The organism is Photorhabdus asymbiotica, from assembly GCF_003634575.1.
Taxonomy (GTDB): Bacteria; Pseudomonadota; Gammaproteobacteria; order Enterobacterales; family Enterobacteriaceae; genus Photorhabdus; species Photorhabdus asymbiotica.
In genome coordinates this window covers 746,151-764,425 of sequence record NZ_RBLJ01000002.1, presented here as the reverse complement: position 1 = coordinate 764,425, position 18,275 = coordinate 746,151, and the positions used below count along the sequence as shown (strand labels likewise).

General features: G+C 41.4%; 16 protein-coding genes. 1 reads left to right on the top strand and 15 read right to left on the bottom strand.

From position 1 onward, the window contains the following. Window positions 1-27: 27 nt before the first annotated feature. The 4 genes from ridA to argF all read right to left on the bottom strand — a co-directional run bounded on the left by ridA (window position 28) and on the right by argF (window position 3,491). Window positions 28-414: a 2-iminobutanoate/2-iminopropanoate deaminase gene (gene ridA, locus BDD30_RS10270; protein WP_015836077.1), complete on the bottom strand. Its 387-nt coding sequence runs from the start codon at window positions 412-414 to the stop codon at window positions 28-30. A gap of 217 nt (window positions 415-631) precedes the next feature. Beyond that, window positions 632-1,096, bottom strand: coding sequence for an aspartate carbamoyltransferase regulatory subunit (gene pyrI, locus BDD30_RS10265; protein WP_015836076.1), 465 nt, complete (start codon window positions 1,094-1,096; stop codon window positions 632-634). A 143-nt stretch (window positions 1,097-1,239) separates the two neighbouring features. Next, entirely contained in the window at window positions 1,240-2,163 is a 924-nt protein-coding gene (gene pyrB / locus BDD30_RS10260; RefSeq protein ID WP_015836075.1) for an aspartate carbamoyltransferase, read from the bottom strand. A gap of 311 nt (window positions 2,164-2,474) precedes the next feature. After that, window positions 2,475-3,491, bottom strand: a complete 1,017-nt coding sequence (argF, locus tag BDD30_RS10255; protein WP_015836073.1) for an ornithine carbamoyltransferase — start codon at window positions 3,489-3,491, stop codon at window positions 2,475-2,477. A gap of 164 nt (window positions 3,492-3,655) precedes the next feature. Between argF and rraB the strand changes: the two genes are divergently transcribed. Continuing rightward, window positions 3,656-4,072 carry a ribonuclease E inhibitor RraB gene (gene rraB / locus BDD30_RS10250; protein WP_015836072.1) on the top strand — a complete coding sequence of 139 codons (417 nt, stop codon included), beginning with the start codon at window positions 3,656-3,658 and terminating at the stop codon, window positions 4,070-4,072. Between the two features lie 151 nt (window positions 4,073-4,223). On the opposite strand, the gene BDD30_RS10245 is transcribed toward rraB, so the two are convergent. The 11 genes from BDD30_RS10245 to pepA all read right to left on the bottom strand — a co-directional run bounded on the left by BDD30_RS10245 (window position 4,224) and on the right by pepA (window position 18,081). After that, on the bottom strand, window positions 4,224-4,865 hold the full coding sequence (locus BDD30_RS10245) for a LysE family translocator (protein WP_015836071.1): 642 nt from the start codon (window positions 4,863-4,865) through the stop codon (window positions 4,224-4,226). A gap of 110 nt (window positions 4,866-4,975) precedes the next feature. Continuing rightward, window positions 4,976-6,790: an NAD(P)-binding domain-containing protein gene (locus BDD30_RS10240; RefSeq protein WP_015836070.1), complete on the bottom strand. Its 1,815-nt coding sequence runs from the start codon at window positions 6,788-6,790 to the stop codon at window positions 4,976-4,978. 964 nt (window positions 6,791-7,754) lie between these two features. After that, the gene (locus BDD30_RS10235) at window positions 7,755-8,528 is read right to left on the bottom strand and encodes an amino acid ABC transporter substrate-binding protein (protein ID WP_015836069.1); all 774 of its coding nucleotides are present in this window, start codon (window positions 8,526-8,528) and stop codon (window positions 7,755-7,757) included. Window positions 8,529-8,620: 92 nt separating this feature from the next. Next, window positions 8,621-9,385 carry an amino acid ABC transporter ATP-binding protein gene (locus BDD30_RS10230; RefSeq protein WP_015836068.1) on the bottom strand — a complete coding sequence of 255 codons (765 nt, stop codon included), beginning with the start codon at window positions 9,383-9,385 and terminating at the stop codon, window positions 8,621-8,623. Beyond that, the gene (locus BDD30_RS10225; protein WP_015836067.1) at window positions 9,363-10,064 is read right to left on the bottom strand and encodes an amino acid ABC transporter permease; all 702 of its coding nucleotides are present in this window, start codon (window positions 10,062-10,064) and stop codon (window positions 9,363-9,365) included. The genes BDD30_RS10230 and BDD30_RS10225 overlap by 23 nt, the downstream gene beginning before the upstream one ends. 270 nt (window positions 10,065-10,334) lie before the next feature. Continuing rightward, complete coding sequence (locus tag BDD30_RS10220) at window positions 10,335-11,108, bottom strand: amino acid ABC transporter substrate-binding protein (protein ID WP_015836066.1); 774 nt, start codon at window positions 11,106-11,108, stop codon at window positions 10,335-10,337. Window positions 11,109-11,700: 592 nt separating this feature from the next. Beyond that, the gene (locus BDD30_RS10215) at window positions 11,701-12,543 is read right to left on the bottom strand and encodes an IS3 family transposase (RefSeq protein ID WP_231849249.1); all 843 of its coding nucleotides are present in this window, start codon (window positions 12,541-12,543) and stop codon (window positions 11,701-11,703) included. Beyond that, window positions 12,543-13,049, bottom strand: a complete 507-nt coding sequence (locus BDD30_RS10210) for a helix-turn-helix domain-containing protein (protein ID WP_015834198.1) — start codon at window positions 13,047-13,049, stop codon at window positions 12,543-12,545. Before BDD30_RS10210 ends, BDD30_RS10215 begins: the two co-directional genes overlap by 1 nt. Before the next feature lie 89 nt (window positions 13,050-13,138). After that, window positions 13,139-16,036 carry a valine--tRNA ligase gene (locus BDD30_RS10205; protein WP_015836065.1) on the bottom strand — a complete coding sequence of 966 codons (2,898 nt, stop codon included), beginning with the start codon at window positions 16,034-16,036 and terminating at the stop codon, window positions 13,139-13,141. 13 nt (window positions 16,037-16,049) lie between these two features. Next, the gene (locus BDD30_RS10200; RefSeq protein ID WP_041382504.1) at window positions 16,050-16,499 is read right to left on the bottom strand and encodes a DNA polymerase III subunit chi; all 450 of its coding nucleotides are present in this window, start codon (window positions 16,497-16,499) and stop codon (window positions 16,050-16,052) included. Between the two features lie 61 nt (window positions 16,500-16,560). Continuing rightward, on the bottom strand, window positions 16,561-18,081 hold the full coding sequence (gene pepA, locus BDD30_RS10195) for a leucyl aminopeptidase (protein ID WP_015836063.1): 1,521 nt from the start codon (window positions 18,079-18,081) through the stop codon (window positions 16,561-16,563). Window positions 18,082-18,275: the final 194 nt, after the last annotated feature.

Here is an 18,275-nt window from a genome sequence, read left to right as displayed (position 1 = left end):
GGTTTGTAGAAAACGGAGCAGGGGAGATTATCTACGAATCGCGATAGCTTCGATTTCGATTTTAACGTCTTTTGGCAAACGGGCTACTTCAACACAGGAACGAGCTGGGAAAGATGCATTGTGTTCTTTGAAGAATGCTTCATAGGTTGCGTTAACGGTGCTGAAGTCATTCAGGTCCTTAACGAAAACGGTTGTTTTAACAATGTCACCTACAGTCAAACCTGCTTTTTCAACAATGGCTTTAACGTTTTCCAATGATTGACGAGTCTGAGCAGCAATATCTTCTGCAACATCACCTGTTTTTGAATTTACCGGGATCTGTCCGGAAGTGATTACCATGCTACCCAAATCAACCCCCTGAACATATGGACCAATTGCAGCTGGGGCTTTATCGGTATTAATCTCGTATGACATAGGTTCTCCTGTTAATGTGATAACTATACCCGTTATCTTTCAAGTTGCCTCTTTGTTGGCTGCACTCACTCACCCCGGTCACATAGTTCTCTATGCTCCCGGGGATTCGCTCCCTTGCCGTCGCGATGCATCTTGAAATCCATAGGGTATAAATGAATATTTCATTAAAGGTACTATTATAGTGCCCGTATCTGCCTCAGCAACTGACATAGATCGTTTAATCGTTGAGTATCACCACGTTGCGGTCGAACTCTTTCTCACAGTATTTGCAGGTTAGCACCACGTCTTCGGATGTGACTTTAACCCGAAAACTACTTTCTACTGGCTCATTGTGGCTAATGCAGTTGCTATTAGGGCAGACTAACACGCTATCAATGCGCTCGGGCAAGTTAATTGGCAGTTTCTTGACAACTTCATAGTCTTCAATACAGTTCACGGTTGCGTTAGGCGCATACATAGCAAGTTGGTTAGCCTGTTGTTCTGTAAGAAATGTGTTCTCGATTTTGATGAGATCTTTCTTACCTAATTGATTGGAAGGCAAGTTCAGGCCGATGGTGATACGTTGATCAGTTTCAGTCAGTTTAAATAAAGAGAGTAATTTGAAGCCTACTTGAGCTGGGATATGGTCAATCACGGTACCGCATCTAATGGCTTCGACTTGTAGTTTATGATCTTGGGTCATAGTATTTTTTGTGAATACATTTTGGTAAAACTTTTCTGTATTCACCCTCCAGACAATTATTAAGAATCGATATTCCTTCCATTCTAGAAAGAAAATAATAACCGGTTATGTTCGCGGATTAACAAGTATTTTCTTTGTCTTAATCATTCACTTAAAACTAAAGATAATAGTGCTTGACGAGCATAAATACCATTTTCTGCCTGTTGGAAATAATAAGCATAAGGTGTTTTATCTACATCAACAGTAATCTCATCAATACGTGGTAGCGGATGCAGAATTTTGAGGTTCTCTTTTGCTCCAGTTAAATCAGTAGCACGTAGGACAAATTGTGCTTTTACATTGGCGTATTCGGATGGATCAAGGCGTTCTTTTTGTACGCGAGTCATGTAAAGAATATCCAACTCGGGTAAGACTTCTTCAATATTGGTATGCAGACTATAAGTAGCCCCTTTTTCGTTCAGCATATGCAGAATATGATTTGGCATTGCTAGTGCTTCTGGGGCGATAAAATAAAAATGGTTGCCATTAAATTTCGCCAGTGCTTGTGACAGAGAATGAACGGTGCGACCATATTTTAGGTCACCAACCATGGCGATATTCAGACTATCCAGCCGTTGCTGGGTTTCCTGAATAGTGAATAGATCCAGCAAGGTTTGAGTCGGATGCTGATTTGCACCGTCACCAGCATTGATAATCGGAGTATGACCGGAAAATTCAGAAGCCAGACGCGGTGCACCTTCTTGTGGATGGCGTATCACGATAGCGTCAACATATTGGCTGATAACGGAAATAGTATCTGCCAGTGTTTCGCCTTTCTTTCCCAGGGAAGTATTACTACTATCCGAAAAACCGACTACTGAAGCACCAAGACGGTGAATTGCTGTTTCGAAAGAGAGGCGAGTACGAGTAGATGCTTCAAAGAAACAACTGGCGATAACCTTGTGTTTCAGCAATTCAGGCTGTGGTCTGGTTTTCAGGGCGGCGGCAGTTTGCAATACCAATTCCAGCTCTTCGCGGTTCAAATCATTTATCGAGATGATATGTTTGCGATATAACGGATTAGCCATTTTTCACTCTCCTCTAATGCTGACATCCGGGTGTAGCGATCTCAATTGATTACCGGGCAAAAAAAAGCCCCTCATTGAGGGGCATTAAATGATCGGTTTAGCTGCGGGAAAAACAATGGCTGCTGGCTGCCTTCGGGCAGTTGCACTCGTATTTTAGCTTGACGAAAATAAGCGTTGTTTTCCATGATTTCTCCCGGCAAATTGCGGCGCATTATACTCGTGAAAAATCTCACAGCAAGTACTTGCCGGAAGAAAAATGATATTGGCAGCATTCGCCTTTATAGACATAATCTTACAGATATCTTAAGTAATCAGATTTTCAAATCCTTTGCCAGTGTTGCTACCATTACTGCTTTAATGGTATGTAGGCGATTTTCTGCCTGATCAAATACAATACTGTGTTTTGACTCAAAAACTTCATTGGTGACTTCCAGTCCGCCATACATATCAAACTCGGCCGCCAGTTGCTTACCTAATGCTGTTTCTTCATCATGGAATGCAGGCAAGCAGTGCAGGAATTTTACCTGTGAATTACCTGTCATTTTCACTACATCCATATTGACCTGATAAGGTTTCAGTAGACTAATTCGCTGTTGCCAAATTTCTTTTGGCTCTCCCATCGAAACCCAGACATCGGTATAAAGAAAATCAGCATCTTTAACACCCTCGGCGATATTTTCAGTTAGCGTAATTTTACCACCGATTTTTTCAGTCAGCTTTTGGCATTCAGCAACCAGTGTTGCATCTGGCCAGTATTCTTTAGGAGCAACTAGTCGAACATCCATACCGATCAATGCAGCGGCTTCTAGCATACTATTCCCCATATTGTTACGGGCATCACCCAGATAGGCAAATTTGATTTCTGATAGCGGTTTCTCTGGTTGATGTTCTTGGATAGTGAGTAAATCTGCCAGTAACTGGGTAGGATGAAACTCATTTGTCAGGCCATTCCATACGGGGATGCCGGCGTGTTCTGCTAGTGTTTCGACGACTTTTTGAGCATAGCCGCGATATTGAATACCGTCATACATGCGACCAAGTATACGAGCGGTATCTTTAATTGATTCTTTGTGGCCAATCTGGCTGCCACTAGAGCTGAGGTAAGTGATATTTGCCCCCTGGTCAAAAGCAGCTACTTCAAATGAACAGCGGGTACGGGTGGAATCTTTTTCAAAGATCAACACAATATTTTTGCCTGTTAATAAAGCTTTTTCAGCACCAGATTTTTTGGTCGATTTTAATTCAGCAGCCAGTTTTAGAAAGGAGTGGATTTCTGTTGAAGAAAAATCAAGTAACCTTAGGAAATTACGTTGATATAATGGATTCATTATTGGGTACCTCTGTATTCACTTTATGCATTTATATTCAATTTATATCTATAAAAATTCAATTTCAACTCCGTGTTAGATTTCTTTGATGTAAACAGTGGTTAGGCTGACTGTGGTGTGGGAGAATGAACGCCAGGACAGCCAACTGATTGAGGGTATTGGGTATGGCAAATCAAAAAGACTTAGAAGAACAGCGCGAAGAAACGCGCCTTATTATTGAAGAGTTATTGGAAGATGGTAGTGACCCAGATGCGCTTTATGCCATTGAACACCACTTTTCTGCAGAAGATTTTAATCTATTGGAAAAGGCTGCTGTTGAAGCCTTTAAACTAGGTTATGAAGTGACCGATGCGGAAGAATTGGAGATTGAGGATGGCACTATCCTTATGTGTTGTGATGCTATCAGTGAATGTGGATTGAATGCAGAGCTGATCGATACCCAAGTTGAACAACTGATGAATCTGGCCGAAAAAATCGGTGTCAATTATGATGGCTGGGGTACTTACTTTGAAGATCCTGATGAACAAGATGAAGATGATGAAGACGATCTATCAGAGCACGGAGGAGATAGGCTTCATTAAGGTATCGAAGTAAGAAATAAATAGAGGGATAGCTTACAGGTTTCCACTCTGTAAGTTACCCTTTATTAATTTAAAGCAGTGGTTAATTCTTATTTCCTTTTTATAGGAATTTATATTCCAATTGAACTGAACGTTAATATCTGCTGATTTTTCAAAGTAGAGCTCCCATTGCTAAAAAAATAGCCATTATGATTATCATTCCTCCACCCAGTATATTCACTAACTTCATTCTTTTTTCAGTAAAAGATGCGCGCAAACTCACCGCATGCGCGGCAGCGACCCATGCTGTATCTATCACCAAGCCTAAGCCAATCGGTATCAATGAAAAACTGAGCAGGGATAAAATAGGGCTGTCTATTCCTTCGGTTAAAAAGCTTGGAACTATCGTACCAAACATAATCAATGCTTTCGGATTTGTTGCACCAACGATTATTCCTAGTGCCAATGTTTGTTTATTTTTCTTGGAACTAATATTCTCCCCAGCTTGCAGCGGCTTCGAGAAAAAAATATATTGAAAACCGATGACCAGTAAGGCAATAGCACCCAGCAAACGAATAACCATCAAAGCTGTGCTGGATTGTGTGAGCAAAGAGCCAATTCCCAAGGCAAGGACCACGGCAACGCAATAGGTTCCGATTGCATTACCAATCACTCCACGTAATGCGTTGGCCCGTCCTACTGACAGCGCTTGCCCCACAATAAACATGATACTTGGGCCAGGAATAGCGATTAGTATTGAGCTAGTCAGTAAGAGTCCTAACAGACCTTGAAGTGTAGTAAAATCTGTGAACATAAAGTAGCCTTCGTCATCTGATGCAGGGACATGAATTTTTTAGATAAAAATTGTTATCCTGCCCCTGCCGTGTTAGTTAAATTTCGCAGTATACATCTAGTACAATATAATCATGATTGCTTAGCAAGTAATGCCAAGTTTGGTTGAATCCGAAGCGCTTCTGCGATCTCCTTTTCGCTCATGAGGGGGTAGCACTTATCGACAAACTCATCAAGCACGGGCAACATGCTTCTGCGCTCTTCAATGCCAAGTGCGCAGGCGCAGGCATTGAAAGCGACGTTCCTGTACTGATCAACATTAGTCTCGGCATTTACATAGTCATCAAGGTCCCAACGACCAATAAGACTTTCTTGCATATGAAAGGAGTTCACTTCTACACCCTCGCGGAAAACATGAAACACGGGGTGGATATAAGCACTTTGAGAAGTGTCGAAATGATCAGCGGGTAACGTAAAGTAATGTGTCGGGAGCTGGCCATTGCCATATCGATAGAATCCATACTCGAATACTACCTCAAGGCGATTTTGCTTATCTCCCCAACGCTCGTTGTTATATTCTCGTGAAAATGGAGGCCATACGCGCGCGCATACAACATTTTCATCATCACACTCTTCGAATGTAACAATGTTTCCAAAATAACTGAAAAGCTCAAATAGTGGCATGCTTGTACTGACAAGGTCTACGAGAAACTTGGAGAGAGATACCAGCGCGTCAGAAGGATTGTTAAGAGGTATTCTGCATTCAAATATTGGCTTGAGAGCTATGCTGTGATATTTCTCAGCGATGATATTTCCAAGCGCTTGAATATTACATCGGAAGCCATGCACAAATCCGGAGGCGGCATCTGGATCATTGACTCGCATAGGGGCACCAATAAAATAGAGCCCAGGTACGTTCACTGATTCCCAACTTGATGTGAGTAAACAGTATTTGCCTTTTTCATCAACATCTGGTCGAACAGTATCCATGTCGAAAATATCTGATAAGGTATAGTTGAATCCACAGCATACAATGACATCGTCAACGATACCTGTTCGCTTCATCCATCTTGGTGGAGACCAATGTGGGCAGGGTGTCTCGTAGCTGACTAATAACCGCCCTTTATGCTTCCCACTAGCAATTCGACGAATTTCAACAATGCGGTCACTGACAATATTATTGTTGGATTTGAGTTGCATTAAATCGAAAACATCTGAGACTTGAGCTCGCAAATCATGCACGTTATGAGTTTGTCGGGCGAATAGCGGTAATGATCTCGTGACAACACGCGTTTCGGCTGTGATATCGATAAGGTGGTGTGCAATTTCGAAAGCAGAATTACCTCGTCCAAGTACCACAACAATTTTATTTCTATAGCGCTCAGTAGCGGTATTTGGATCGAAGTTCTCGTAAAAGGTACAGGTCTCAGTATTAAGTCCTTTGATATCTGGCACAATCGGCTTTGATACGCCGGTAGCACAAAATATCCGATCCGCTGAGATATGCAGAGAATCAGAAATTTCGATAATAAAATGTTCATTCTCTTTCGTTATACGCCGAACGCGCATATTGGTGCGTATACACTTTACGAGCCCCATTTTTTCAGCCACGTATTTTAGGTATTCTTTATAGATTCTTGCTGATGGCCAATGCGCTGATGTCCATTCTGTAAATCGAAGTTTTGGATCATTTGCCACATCTTCAGCGTCAATGGTGCTGAGGGTGTGCCAGTCATAGCGCATCCGGTAGGTATGATTGTCTCCGGGAACATATTTTTTGTTGAGTGAGATCAGTTCTCCACATACGGGAAATCGATCCCATTGACCACCAACAGTCTCGTTTGCTTCAAGTAAGAGATATTCAATCCCGCGTTTACTAAATTCAAGGGCCATATTTAGCCCAGCAGGACCTCCACCGATGATAATATTAGGATAATGGTTTCGCATTATACTTATCTCCGCTAGTAATAATATTAAGATAATGAACTTGCATTATATTTACCTCTTATAACGATGAAATTGAGATAAGGGTTCTACATTTATCTCCGCTTAATTTAAAGCTCTTCCATAATTTATTCTGAGTGATATCAGAAGGGGGTGTAGATCAAATGCCCTTCTTTAAGAACCAAAGATTTTGGTTCCTGAAATATATTGTTAGCTCCCAAACACTATTTATTAAAGATAATATTTATGGATGAAATTTCTGCCTATTAATTAAATTATTTCATCTATAATGCATGCGGGAAGGATACTCTCAAATATCGATACGAATTTCAAATATAAAATTATGATTAGTTGATTCAGCAATGCTATATATTATTTGCCATCCTTAATAATGGAGTAATAATAAATCGTAATAAGCCGCCAATTATTAATTGAGGAAGTATTTTTGATAAGGTTTTTGTGATTATTTATACCCATTCAACTTGAAGATGCCGGTTTCAATATTTTAAGGGAAATATTAATGGTATTTTTCTGTGACAGATTGTTTTAATCCCGTCTGGAAATAAATAATAATTTATTAAACATAATTCAGGCGGTGAATTCAGATACTGTACTGTTTTATCTGATAATGTTTCTGTGAACTTGAATTAGGTGAGCAACCAGATTCAATTTATAGCCTTAAATTCTATCTTCTATGGGGAAGAGGGATAAATGAGAATATCAATAATTTCATCAGACAATACTTTCCAAAAGGAATATATTTTAAATAAGGATAAAATGAAATATTATCAGTGGTAAAATTTAGCGTAATTTAATAAACAGAAGTGCAGAATTCTGAACGCTTCCGTTGCATGGTTGAATGTGTTCAGAATTCTGTGTCAGACCTTCGCTACCCATATTTTAAGTACTGTACAATATTCCAGGTATTAAGAGAAACCATCTCTTGAAAGAAAAGAGGGTCACTTTCTTATTTGGAAACGTCGGTACCGAAATACTTGGTAGAAATTTGCAGATAGGTGCCATCAGCTTTAATGTCGGTGAGTGCCTTATCGATAGCCGCTTGTAATTCTGGTTCGCCTTTACGGATTAGAATACCGACCTGATCGCCATTGGGTTCAGATGCGACAACTTTTACCGGCGCATTAGGTTTGTGTTTTTTAAAATCCAGATAGGACAAATTATCATTGATGGTTGCATCAGCCCTGCCTGTAGCAACCAGATCGATTGCCTGATTAAATCCTTCGGTAGGGACGATTTCAGCACCAAAACGTTTTGCTAACTGCGCATAGTTGCTGGTTAAGCTATGGCTTGATGTTTTACCTTTAAGGTCACTAAACGTCTTGATACTGTCATTGTTTTGGCGGGTGATAAGTACGGCCTTGGAGATAATATACGGAGCGGAAAAGTCATATTTTTTCTTGCGTTCTGGCGTAATAGCGACTTGATTGATTACAGCGTCGTAGCGTTTAGCATCCAGGCCGGCAATAAGCCCATCCCATTTTCCTTCAGTGAACTCTGCTTTGACATTTAGGCGATGGGCAATTTCGCGGCCAATCTCAACATCAAAACCGGTTAAAGTTCCTGAAGCATCGTGATAGGTAAAGGGTGGATAGGTTCCTTCGGTAGCGATTTTGAATACACCCGTTGATTTAATCTTATCAAGGCTAGATTCTGCACTGGCAGAATGTACAATGCCGAATTGAATGACACCAGCTAATAATGCGGTAAAGAATACTTTCATTTTGTTTCTCCAATCTGTCAAAAAATTTATTTATTTGATCATCATTGATTTGATGTAAGGAGCAATGATGACAAGGTATTTTTAACGGTGGATTATATTTCCCAATCCGGTAAGGTATTGGTTAAGGTTGAAACAAATTCCACAGTACGTTGTTTAAGGGCCCGGGTAAAAATCGTTTTCGATGTTCCCGATTCGATAATTTCCCCAGATTCTAAAAATATGACGTTGTGAGCAAGATTAGCAGCCAGACGCAGATCATGGGTGGCCATTAACATAGTGGTTCCTTCTTTAGCTAACTGCTTTAATACGGCGACAACTTCCTGGGATAATTCTGGATCAAGCGCGGAAGTTGGCTCGTCGCATAATAACACTTTGGGCGAAGGTGCCAGTGCCCTGGCAATCGCGACACGCTGCTGCTGACCACCGGATAGAGTGGCTGGCAAGACATCAGCTTTATGTAACATACCCACCTTTTCCAGCAGTTCGAGCGCCCGTTTTTTTGCCTGTTCATGTGACCATTTTTGAACCCAGATCAACCCTTCCATAATGTTTTCAATGACGGTGAGGTGAGGAAAAAGCTGGAAGTTTTGAAACACCATGCCGGTTTGCTGACGGATTCGTTGTACGTCCTTGTGAGCAATTCGTTCTTTACCGATGAAGGTCATACTTTCATTACCAATTTGCAGCTTCCCGGACTGAGGAATTTCTAATAAGTTGATACAGCGTAACAGCGTGCTTTTGCCGCTTCCTGATGGACCGATTAATGCGGTAAGGCTGCCTTCCTCAATGGTAAGATCGATATTTTGCAGGACCTTTTGCCCGTTAAAACTTTTTTCAATGCCGTTGAGCTGTATCATTTTCTAATTCCTTTGTATCACTCTTTTGCGAAAACTTCTTTTCCAGGCGGGCTTGTAATGATGATAATACTGAACTGATTATCAGATAAATTATTGCAGCTTCGGTGTAAAGAATGAGAGGTTGATAAGTCACTGCGGCAATACGTTGTGCGGCAAGGAAAAGTTCCGGTACTGTGATTACTGAGGCCAGCGAAGTATCTTTCACCAGTGAAATAAATGTGTTTGAGAGAGGTGGAATAGCGATTCTAGCGGCTTGAGGCAGAATGATCCGGCGTAATGATTGTGTCCAGCTCATGCCGATAGAATAAGCGGCTTCCCACTGCCCTTTTGGCACGGATAATAAAGTAGCGCGGATTACCTCAGATGTATAGGCACCGATATTCAGAGTGAAACCGATAACGGCTGAGGTAAATGCGCCTAGCGTAATACCGACGCTGGGTAAAGCATAAAAAATAAGAAACAGTTGTACAAGCAGTGGCGTACCACGGATCAGCCATACATAGAATTTAGCGACAGCAACAAAGGGTTTCGGACCGTAAAGCCGGATTAGTGCAACGATAAAACCCAGTATGATACCAAGGGTAAAGGTAATCAGAGTGAGTGGAATAGTGAAAGTAAAACCGGCATAAAGCATAGGCCAAAAAGAATCGAGTACTAAAGTGAACCAGGAGGGTTCCATATATTTTCCCTATTGTGTGAATATAAGAATATATTTATATGTAATTTTTTAAATATCATATGGCAAGCTGGTAGTTTATATATATAAAATAAAGTTATATCATATTGTATTTTTCGATATATCGAAAAAATTGTATAAATTAATATATTTTATATTTGATTAAAATATTGCCTAATTGTTCGATTAAACGAGATTAACGATAAAGTTCCCAGGTCAGAGTTTGTATCCGACTTTTAGGGAACGAGGACACTTAAGTAAGAGATGTTTCACTTATTCGGGAGTATTGACGCCAAAGTATTGAATCCAGATGCGTTGGTAGGTGCCATCAGCTTTGATATCAGTTATTGCTTGATCAATAGCAGCTTTGAGTTCGGATTCTCCTTTGCGGAGTAAAATGGCTGTCTGCCCTGTGTTGGGATGGGAAGAAACAATTTTCACCGGCGCATTTGGCTTGTGCTTCTTATAATCCAGATAAGATAGGTTATCGTTGATTGTGGCATTGGCTCTGCCTGTACTAACCAGTTCGATTTCCTGGCTAAACCCATTAGTGCCAATAATTTCTGCGCCGTTATGTCTTGCAATTTGGGCGAAGTTATTGGTCAGAGTATGTGCTGAGGTTTTTCCTCGTAAGTCACTGAATGTTTTTATACTGTTGTTATCTTTATGGGTGATAAGTACGGCTTGAGATGTGATGTATGGAATGGAAAAATCATATTTTTTCTTGCGCTCAGGTGTAATTGCAATTTGATTAATTACCGCATCAGAGCGTCCAGCATCCAGCCCGGCTATAAGCCCATCCCATTTTCCTTCAATAAATGTTGGTCTTACATTTAGTCGCCGTGCAATTTCACGACCGATATCAACATCGAAGCCCGTTAAAGCACCTGAAGTATCGTGATAGGTGAACGGTGAATAAGCCCCTTCGGTTGAAATCCTGAATACACCCGTTGATTTAATTTTATCAAAAGTTGATTCAGCATTGGCTGAATGTACAATACCGAATTGAATAGTACTTGCTAATAATAGGGTAAGAAGTATTTTCATTTTATTTCTCCGGGTTATTAGAATTTAGTGAAGCAATTTATCTGGAAATACGTGGTCATCATGTATTACGTGTATGCTGTAGTTTCTGTATGTTGTTCGGGCTCACTATTTATTGTTACCTAATAATGTCTATCGGAATAGATTGTTAAGATTAATAAAATAATCGACTGTTAAATAAAACCAAAATACATGATGATTAAACTCGTTATTAGTAATAAATATTTATTTTTGTGAATTTATTTTCAATATAATATGCCAATTCTAATGATTTATATATAAAATAAAATTATATCATATTGTAATTTTAAATATATAAAGGTTAGAAATTAATGAAATAAATAATTATGAGATATTTTCATATTAAGAAAATAAGGATTATTATTTTCAATATATTCGATGATATTTATATAAAATTAGTTGAAATTACGTTTTATTCTAAATTCTACCGTTTGGTTTATACCTAATATATTTCGAGTTGCAGCGCGGCTGCAAGTGGAAAGCCGCCAACAAAGCAGCAACTTGAAAGATGAAGGGTATATAAACTAAAAAGCCACTAATAATTGAACTGACCCCAGAAAGTTGGACATTTTAGTTAAACGGCGTGTAAGGCCTGGTTTCGATATTCTATCGGAGTTAGGCCTTTTAATTTCACCTTGATCCGTTTTGTATTGTAATATTCAATGTATTCTTCTATTTTTTCAATCAGTTCATCCGCACTTTTAAAGTGCTGCTGGTGATACATTTCTGTTTTGAGTAAGGCAAAAAAGTTTTCTGCCATCGCATTATCCAAACAGTTCCCTTTCCTCGACATACTTTGTTTAATATCTTTATCAGCAAGTTGCTTTTGATAAGCCCTATGCCGATATTGCCAACCTTGATCACTGTGAATGAGTGGCTTAGAGTGAGCATCTAGCCCATCTAATGCCCCTTTTAGCATCTCTGTCACTAAAGGCAGACTCGCCTTTTTCGCCACGTTGTAAGCGATAACTTCTTGATTAAATAAGTCAATAATAGGTGATAGATAGACTTTTTGTTCATTCACTTTAAATTCCGTCACATCCGTTACCCATTTCTCATTAGGTTTTGTCGCGCGAAAATCTCTTGCCAACCAATTCGGTGCTGTTTTTCCAACTTCCCCACGATAAGAACGATATTTCTTCGGCCTTACCGTGGATTTTAGGTTTAATTGCCCCATTAATCGTTGGACTGTTTTATGATTGATTTTAAAGCCATTTTTTCTCAATGCTAAATGAATGCGGCGATAGCCATAACGACCTTTATGCTCATGATAGATAGTTTTAATCATCTCTATTTCTTGTTCATAAGCACGCGTTTTTTTAAGCGCTTGGCATTGATAGTAAAACACGATTCTTGCAAGATTAATGGCACAAAGTAAGTGCTTTAATGGATATTTCTTTTTAAGAGCTAAAACAATTAACGCTTTTTCTTTGCTAGTGGGCGTTTCTTCTGTTCCAGCTCTTCTAACTTTTTTAGGACAGCATTTTCTGCACGCAAATAAGCTAATTCTTCTTTAAGTTCCTCAACTGTCATTTCGTCATCAGACTTCGGCGGGGTTTTAGGTCGGGATTTCATTGGGGGTCTTCCTCGCTGATGACTTTCGAGTCCTTTGATACCGGTTTCATTATACTTATCAAGCCAGACTGATAAGGTACCTGGAGTCGTTAAATTGAGAACTGCACTAGTGTGAGTGAGAGACCAATCATGTGTCCACATTAATTTTAAAGCTTGGAGTTTTGTTACAGCACAAAGAGAGTGAGACGTTGGCAAAAAGGCGTTATCGCCATGAATGGCAACAACTTGAGCCCAGTATCGAATTTGTCGAGAAGAGATTGAATATTCCGCTGATAGCTTATCCGATGTGTTACCTGCTAGACATCGTTTAGCAATAATGATTTTTAGTTCACGACTATATTTAGACATAAAAAAACCCCCAGTAAGTGGTTGTCCAACTATTGGGGGTCACTTCATAATGTAGTGGCTTTGGATGAAATACTTATCTATTGAGAATATTACAGCGCCGCAATGGTTTCCTTTTGAGCCAGCAGCTTCTCTTTTGATGTATTGCAGTTTGCCAGACGCTCACGTTCTTTAGCTACAACGGCTTCAGGTGCACGACTGACGAAGCCTTCATTCGACAGTTTACCTTCGATGCTGCCAATCTCTTTGTCCAACTTCTCAATCTCTTTATCCAAACGGTTCAGCTCGGCTTCTTTATCGACTAAACCAGCCATTGGGATTAGCACCTCTGCGCCATCAATCAGTTTGGTCACAGAAACCGGGGCTTCTTCGCCCGCAGACAGAAGAGTAACTGAAGAAAGGCGGCCCATTGCTTGAATAAAATTCAGATTTTCTGCTACACGGCGTTGTGCGTCAGGGTCAGCATTGCGCAATAGAACTTCCAGTGGTTTGCCAGGCGCAATGTTCATTTCAGCACGAATATTACGTACCGCAATAATTGCTTCTTTAATCCATTCCAGATCATTCAGAGCCAGTTCATCTGTTTTTTCCTGATCAAATTCTGGGAACGGTTGTAGCATGATGGTATCGGCTTCAATCCCTTTAACGACTTTTACTCGCTGCCAGATGGTTTCAGTGATAAATGGAATAATAGGATGGGCCAGACACAATAATCCTTCCAGAACTTCAATCAGAGTATGACGGGCACCACGGACTTCTGCTTCTGAACCTTTGTTGATCGCCGGTTTAGACAGTTCAAGATACCAGTCACAGAATTGGTTCCAGGTGAACTCATAAAGAATATTGGCTGCCATATCAAAACGATATGTATCCAGAGCTTCACGATAGGCTTTTACTGTCTGATTAAATTCAGCCAGAATCCAGCGATCAGCCAATGACAGCATCATTTCGCCACCATTTTGTCCACAATCCTGACCTTCTGTATTCATCAGAACAAAACGGCTGGCATTCCACAGTTTGTTACAGAAATTACGGTAGCCTTGTAGACGTTTCATATCCCAGTTGATATCACGGCCTGTCGAGGCCAGTGCTGCCAATGTAAAGCGCAGGGCATCTGTGCCATGTGCTTCAATACCTGTCGGGAATTGTTTTTCTGTGCGCTTGCGGATTTTTTCGGCTAACTGTGGTTGCATCATATTGCCGGTGCGTTTTTCCAGCAGATCTTCCAGGGCAATACCATCAACCATATCCAGTGGATCAATGACATTCCCTTTAGATTTGGACATCTTCTGACCTTCTTCATCCCGGATAAGTCCAGTCATGTAGACCGTCTTAAATGGAACCTGAGGCTTGCCATTTTCATCTTTGATGAAATGCATGGTCATCATGATCATGCGGGCAATCCAGAAAAAGATGATGTCAAAGCCACTAACCAACACATCCGTTGGATGGAAGGTTTTCAGTGCTTCGGTTTGTTCCGGCCAGCCAAGGGTGGAGAATGTCCACAGACCGGAAGAGAACCAGGTATCCAGTACATCTTCATCTTGGTTGAGGATGATATTTGCACTCAGATTATTTTCACGGCGAACTTCTTCTTCGTTGCGACCGACATAGACATTACCTTCAGCGTCATACCACGCCGGGATGCGATGGCCCCACCACAATTGACGGGAAATACACCAATCTTGGATATCGCGCATCCAGGAGTAGTACATATTTTCATATTGCTTAGGTACAAATTGGATATCGCCATTCTCAACGGCTTCGATAGCGACTTTTGCCAGAGGTGCAGTGCGGACATACCACTGATCAGTCAGCATTGGCTCAATCACTACACCGCCCCGATCGCCGTAAGGAACAGTGAGATCATGAGCTTTGATTTCAACTAGTAGACCCAATTTTTCAAATTCAGCAACCATTGCTTTACGGGCAGCAAAACGTTCCATGCCCCGGTATTCAGCTGGAATATCAGAACTGTAAATATCAGAAATTTCGCCATTGGTATCGAAAACTTCTGCTTCATCAAGGATATTGCCATCAAGTGTCATGATATTGATCATTGGCAAAGCATGGCGTTTACCCACTTCATAGTCGTTGAAGTCATGGGCAGGTGTGATTTTCACGCAGCCAGTACCTTTTTCCATATCCGCGTGTTCATCACCGATAATAGGAATACGGCGATTAACCAATGGCAGAATGATCTCTTTGCCGATTAAATCCTTATAGCGCGGATCTTCTGGGTTAACTGCTACGCCGGTATCGCCTAACATCGTTTCAGGCCGGGTGGTTGCAACGATCAGATAATCTTTACCTTCGGCAGTTTTTGCACCGTCAGCCAGTGGATAACGCAAGTGCCACATAGAGCCTTTCACTTCACGGTTTTCAACTTCCAGATCAGAAATTGCAGTGTGTAGTTTCGGGTCCCAGTTAACCAGACGTTTGCCACGATAGATCAGGTTTTCTTGATACAAACGAACAAAAGCTTCTTTTACCGCGTTGGATAGACCTTCATCCATGGTAAAACGCTCACGTTCCCAGTCAACCGAGTTACCCAGACGACGCATCTGATTGGTAATCGTACCGCCGGATTCGGCTTTCCATTGCCAGATTTTATCGATAAAAGCGTCGCGGCCATAATCGTGACGCGTTTTGCCTTCTTCTGCTGCGATTTTACGCTCAACTACCATTTGAGTAGCAATACCTGCATGGTCAGTACCAGACTGCCACAAAGTATTTTTACCCTGCATCCGCTGATAACGGATCATGGTATCCATAATGGTTTGCTGAAATGCATGGCCCATATGCAGGCTACCAGTCACATTTGGCGGTGGAATAACAATACAAAAGCTCTCGCGGCTGGTATCACCGTTAGGTTTGAAATAACCGCTTTTCTCCCAATGGCTGTAAAGCGGTTGCTCAATTTCTTTAGGATTGTAAGTTTTATCGAGAGATGGCTCAGATTGCGTTTGATTAGTGGGTGTTTTTTCCATTTTATCTTGATACTTAGTATGTTGGCGGCGTTGCCATGGTCAAATTAAAGCCGACGCTGCGATATGTTTTATATCGTTCACGCGCCAACTGTTTCAAATTCTCGTCTATAGGAACGAAGTCTATCACTTCATGGAAAGCGGTGGCAAAGTCTGCAAATTGCGGTAGCAGATTTATCAATATATCACGGGGAGAATTTCCCCGTTTTTGTGGCCAACATAACTCAACGGGTGCACCATATCTCGGCCCTTCACCAGCAAGATTATGCGGGACGAACTGGTGGGGTTCCCTTTGCCATAAGGCTTCATCTAACTTTTCTGCCTGTTGCTGATCTTCACAAGCAATTAGCACCCGTTTTCCGGCTCGCCATTGGTCAGCCGCAAATTGACATGCCAGCCATTCGTGAGCTTGCAAATCTGCCTGAGGTGATGGCTGTTCCAGTAAATAAAACGTGGCGCTTTTCATAATGTCTCTATTACGGGGAAAGGGCATTGTTAATGCCCTTTTTTGATTAGCGGGGTATAAATCAATCGTCGTTATTGATACCTGTACTACCAGCACGATTTAACAGGAATTGTGACAATAGTGCAACTGGGCGACCTGTTGCACCTTTCGCTTTACCTGAACGCCATGCAGTACCGGCGATATCCAGATGTGCCCAATGATATTTTGTTGCGAAGCGGGACAGGAAGCAGGCAGCCGTAATCGCACCACCCGCACTGCCACCAGTATTTGCCAGATCGGCAAAATTGGAATCAATTTGCTCGAAAAATTCATCGGTCATTGGCAGGCGCCATGCGCGATCACCGGATTGTTCTGAAGCATTTAGTAGCTCGTGAGCCAGTGGATTATGGTTGGATAGTAACCCACTGTAATGATTACCAAGAGCGGTGATGCAAGCACCGGTCAGTGTGGCGATATCAATGACCAATTCTGGATCAAAACGTTCGACGTAAGTTAATGCATCACACAGAACCAGACGGCCTTCTGCATCAGTATTGAGCACTTCGACCGTTTGACCAGATAGGGTGGTTAAAATATCTCCTGGTCGGTAAGCACGACCTCCTGGCATATTCTCACAGCCGGCCATGACACCGATGACATTGAGTGGTAGCTGTAGTTCAGCAACCACACGCATAACACCATAAACTGTTGCAGCGCCACACATATCGTATTTCATCTCATCCATGCTACCAGCAGGTTTGATTGAAATACCACCGGAGTCAAAAGTCAGGCCCTTGCCAACCAGGATGATCGGTTTGGCACTTTTATCAGAGCTGCCTTTATATTCCATGACTGACATCAGGGATTCATTCTGAGAACCCTGACCAACGGCCAGATAAGCGTTCATTCCCAACTCTTTCATCTGTTCTTCACCAATTACTTTTGTTGTAATGTGGCTATTAGCAGAATCTGCGAGCTGACGGGCTTGAGAGGCCAGATAAGCTGCGTTACAGATGTTTGGTGGCATATTGCTAAGATCTTTAGCTGCTTTGATACCGATAGCAATGGCAAGACCGTGTTGGATTGCACGTTCACCACTGGTTAGCTCCCGACGGGTAGGAACATTGAACACCATTTTACGCAGTGGGCGGCGCAGCTCATTTTTATTACTTTTAAGCTGGTCGAAAACATAAAGAGACTCTTTTGCTGTCTCTACCGCTTGGCGTACTTTCCAGTAATTATTCCGGCCTTTAACATGTAATTCTGTTAAAAAACAGACTGCTTCCATTGAGCCGGTTTCATTAAGGGTATTGATAGTTTTTTGGATAATTTGTTTATACTGACGTTCGTCCAGCTCGCGCTCTTTACCGCAGCCGATGAGCAAAATACGTTCAGATAACACATTGGGAACATGGTGGAGCAGCAGTGATTGACCAACTTTGCCTTCCAATTCACCACGGCGCAACAAGGCGCTGATATAACCATCACTTATTTTATCAAGTTGTTCGGCAATAGGGGATAGGCGGCGAGGTTCGAAAACGCCGACAATAATACACGCACTGCGTTGTTTTTCCGGGCTACCGCTTTTTACACTAAACTCCATGCGTTCTCCTGAATCTTAAAGACAAAGACGGATGCTATCGCTAAAATATAACGTTCTGCATTAATCTACCCCATAGAGAGTTAACTATTTATGCTAAGCTAAACACACTATTTGTTATTGTTTAGCTAACTATAAGTATATTCTGACTGGGGACCTTAATTATGGAATGCTTCGATATCATTTTAGCAGCGAGG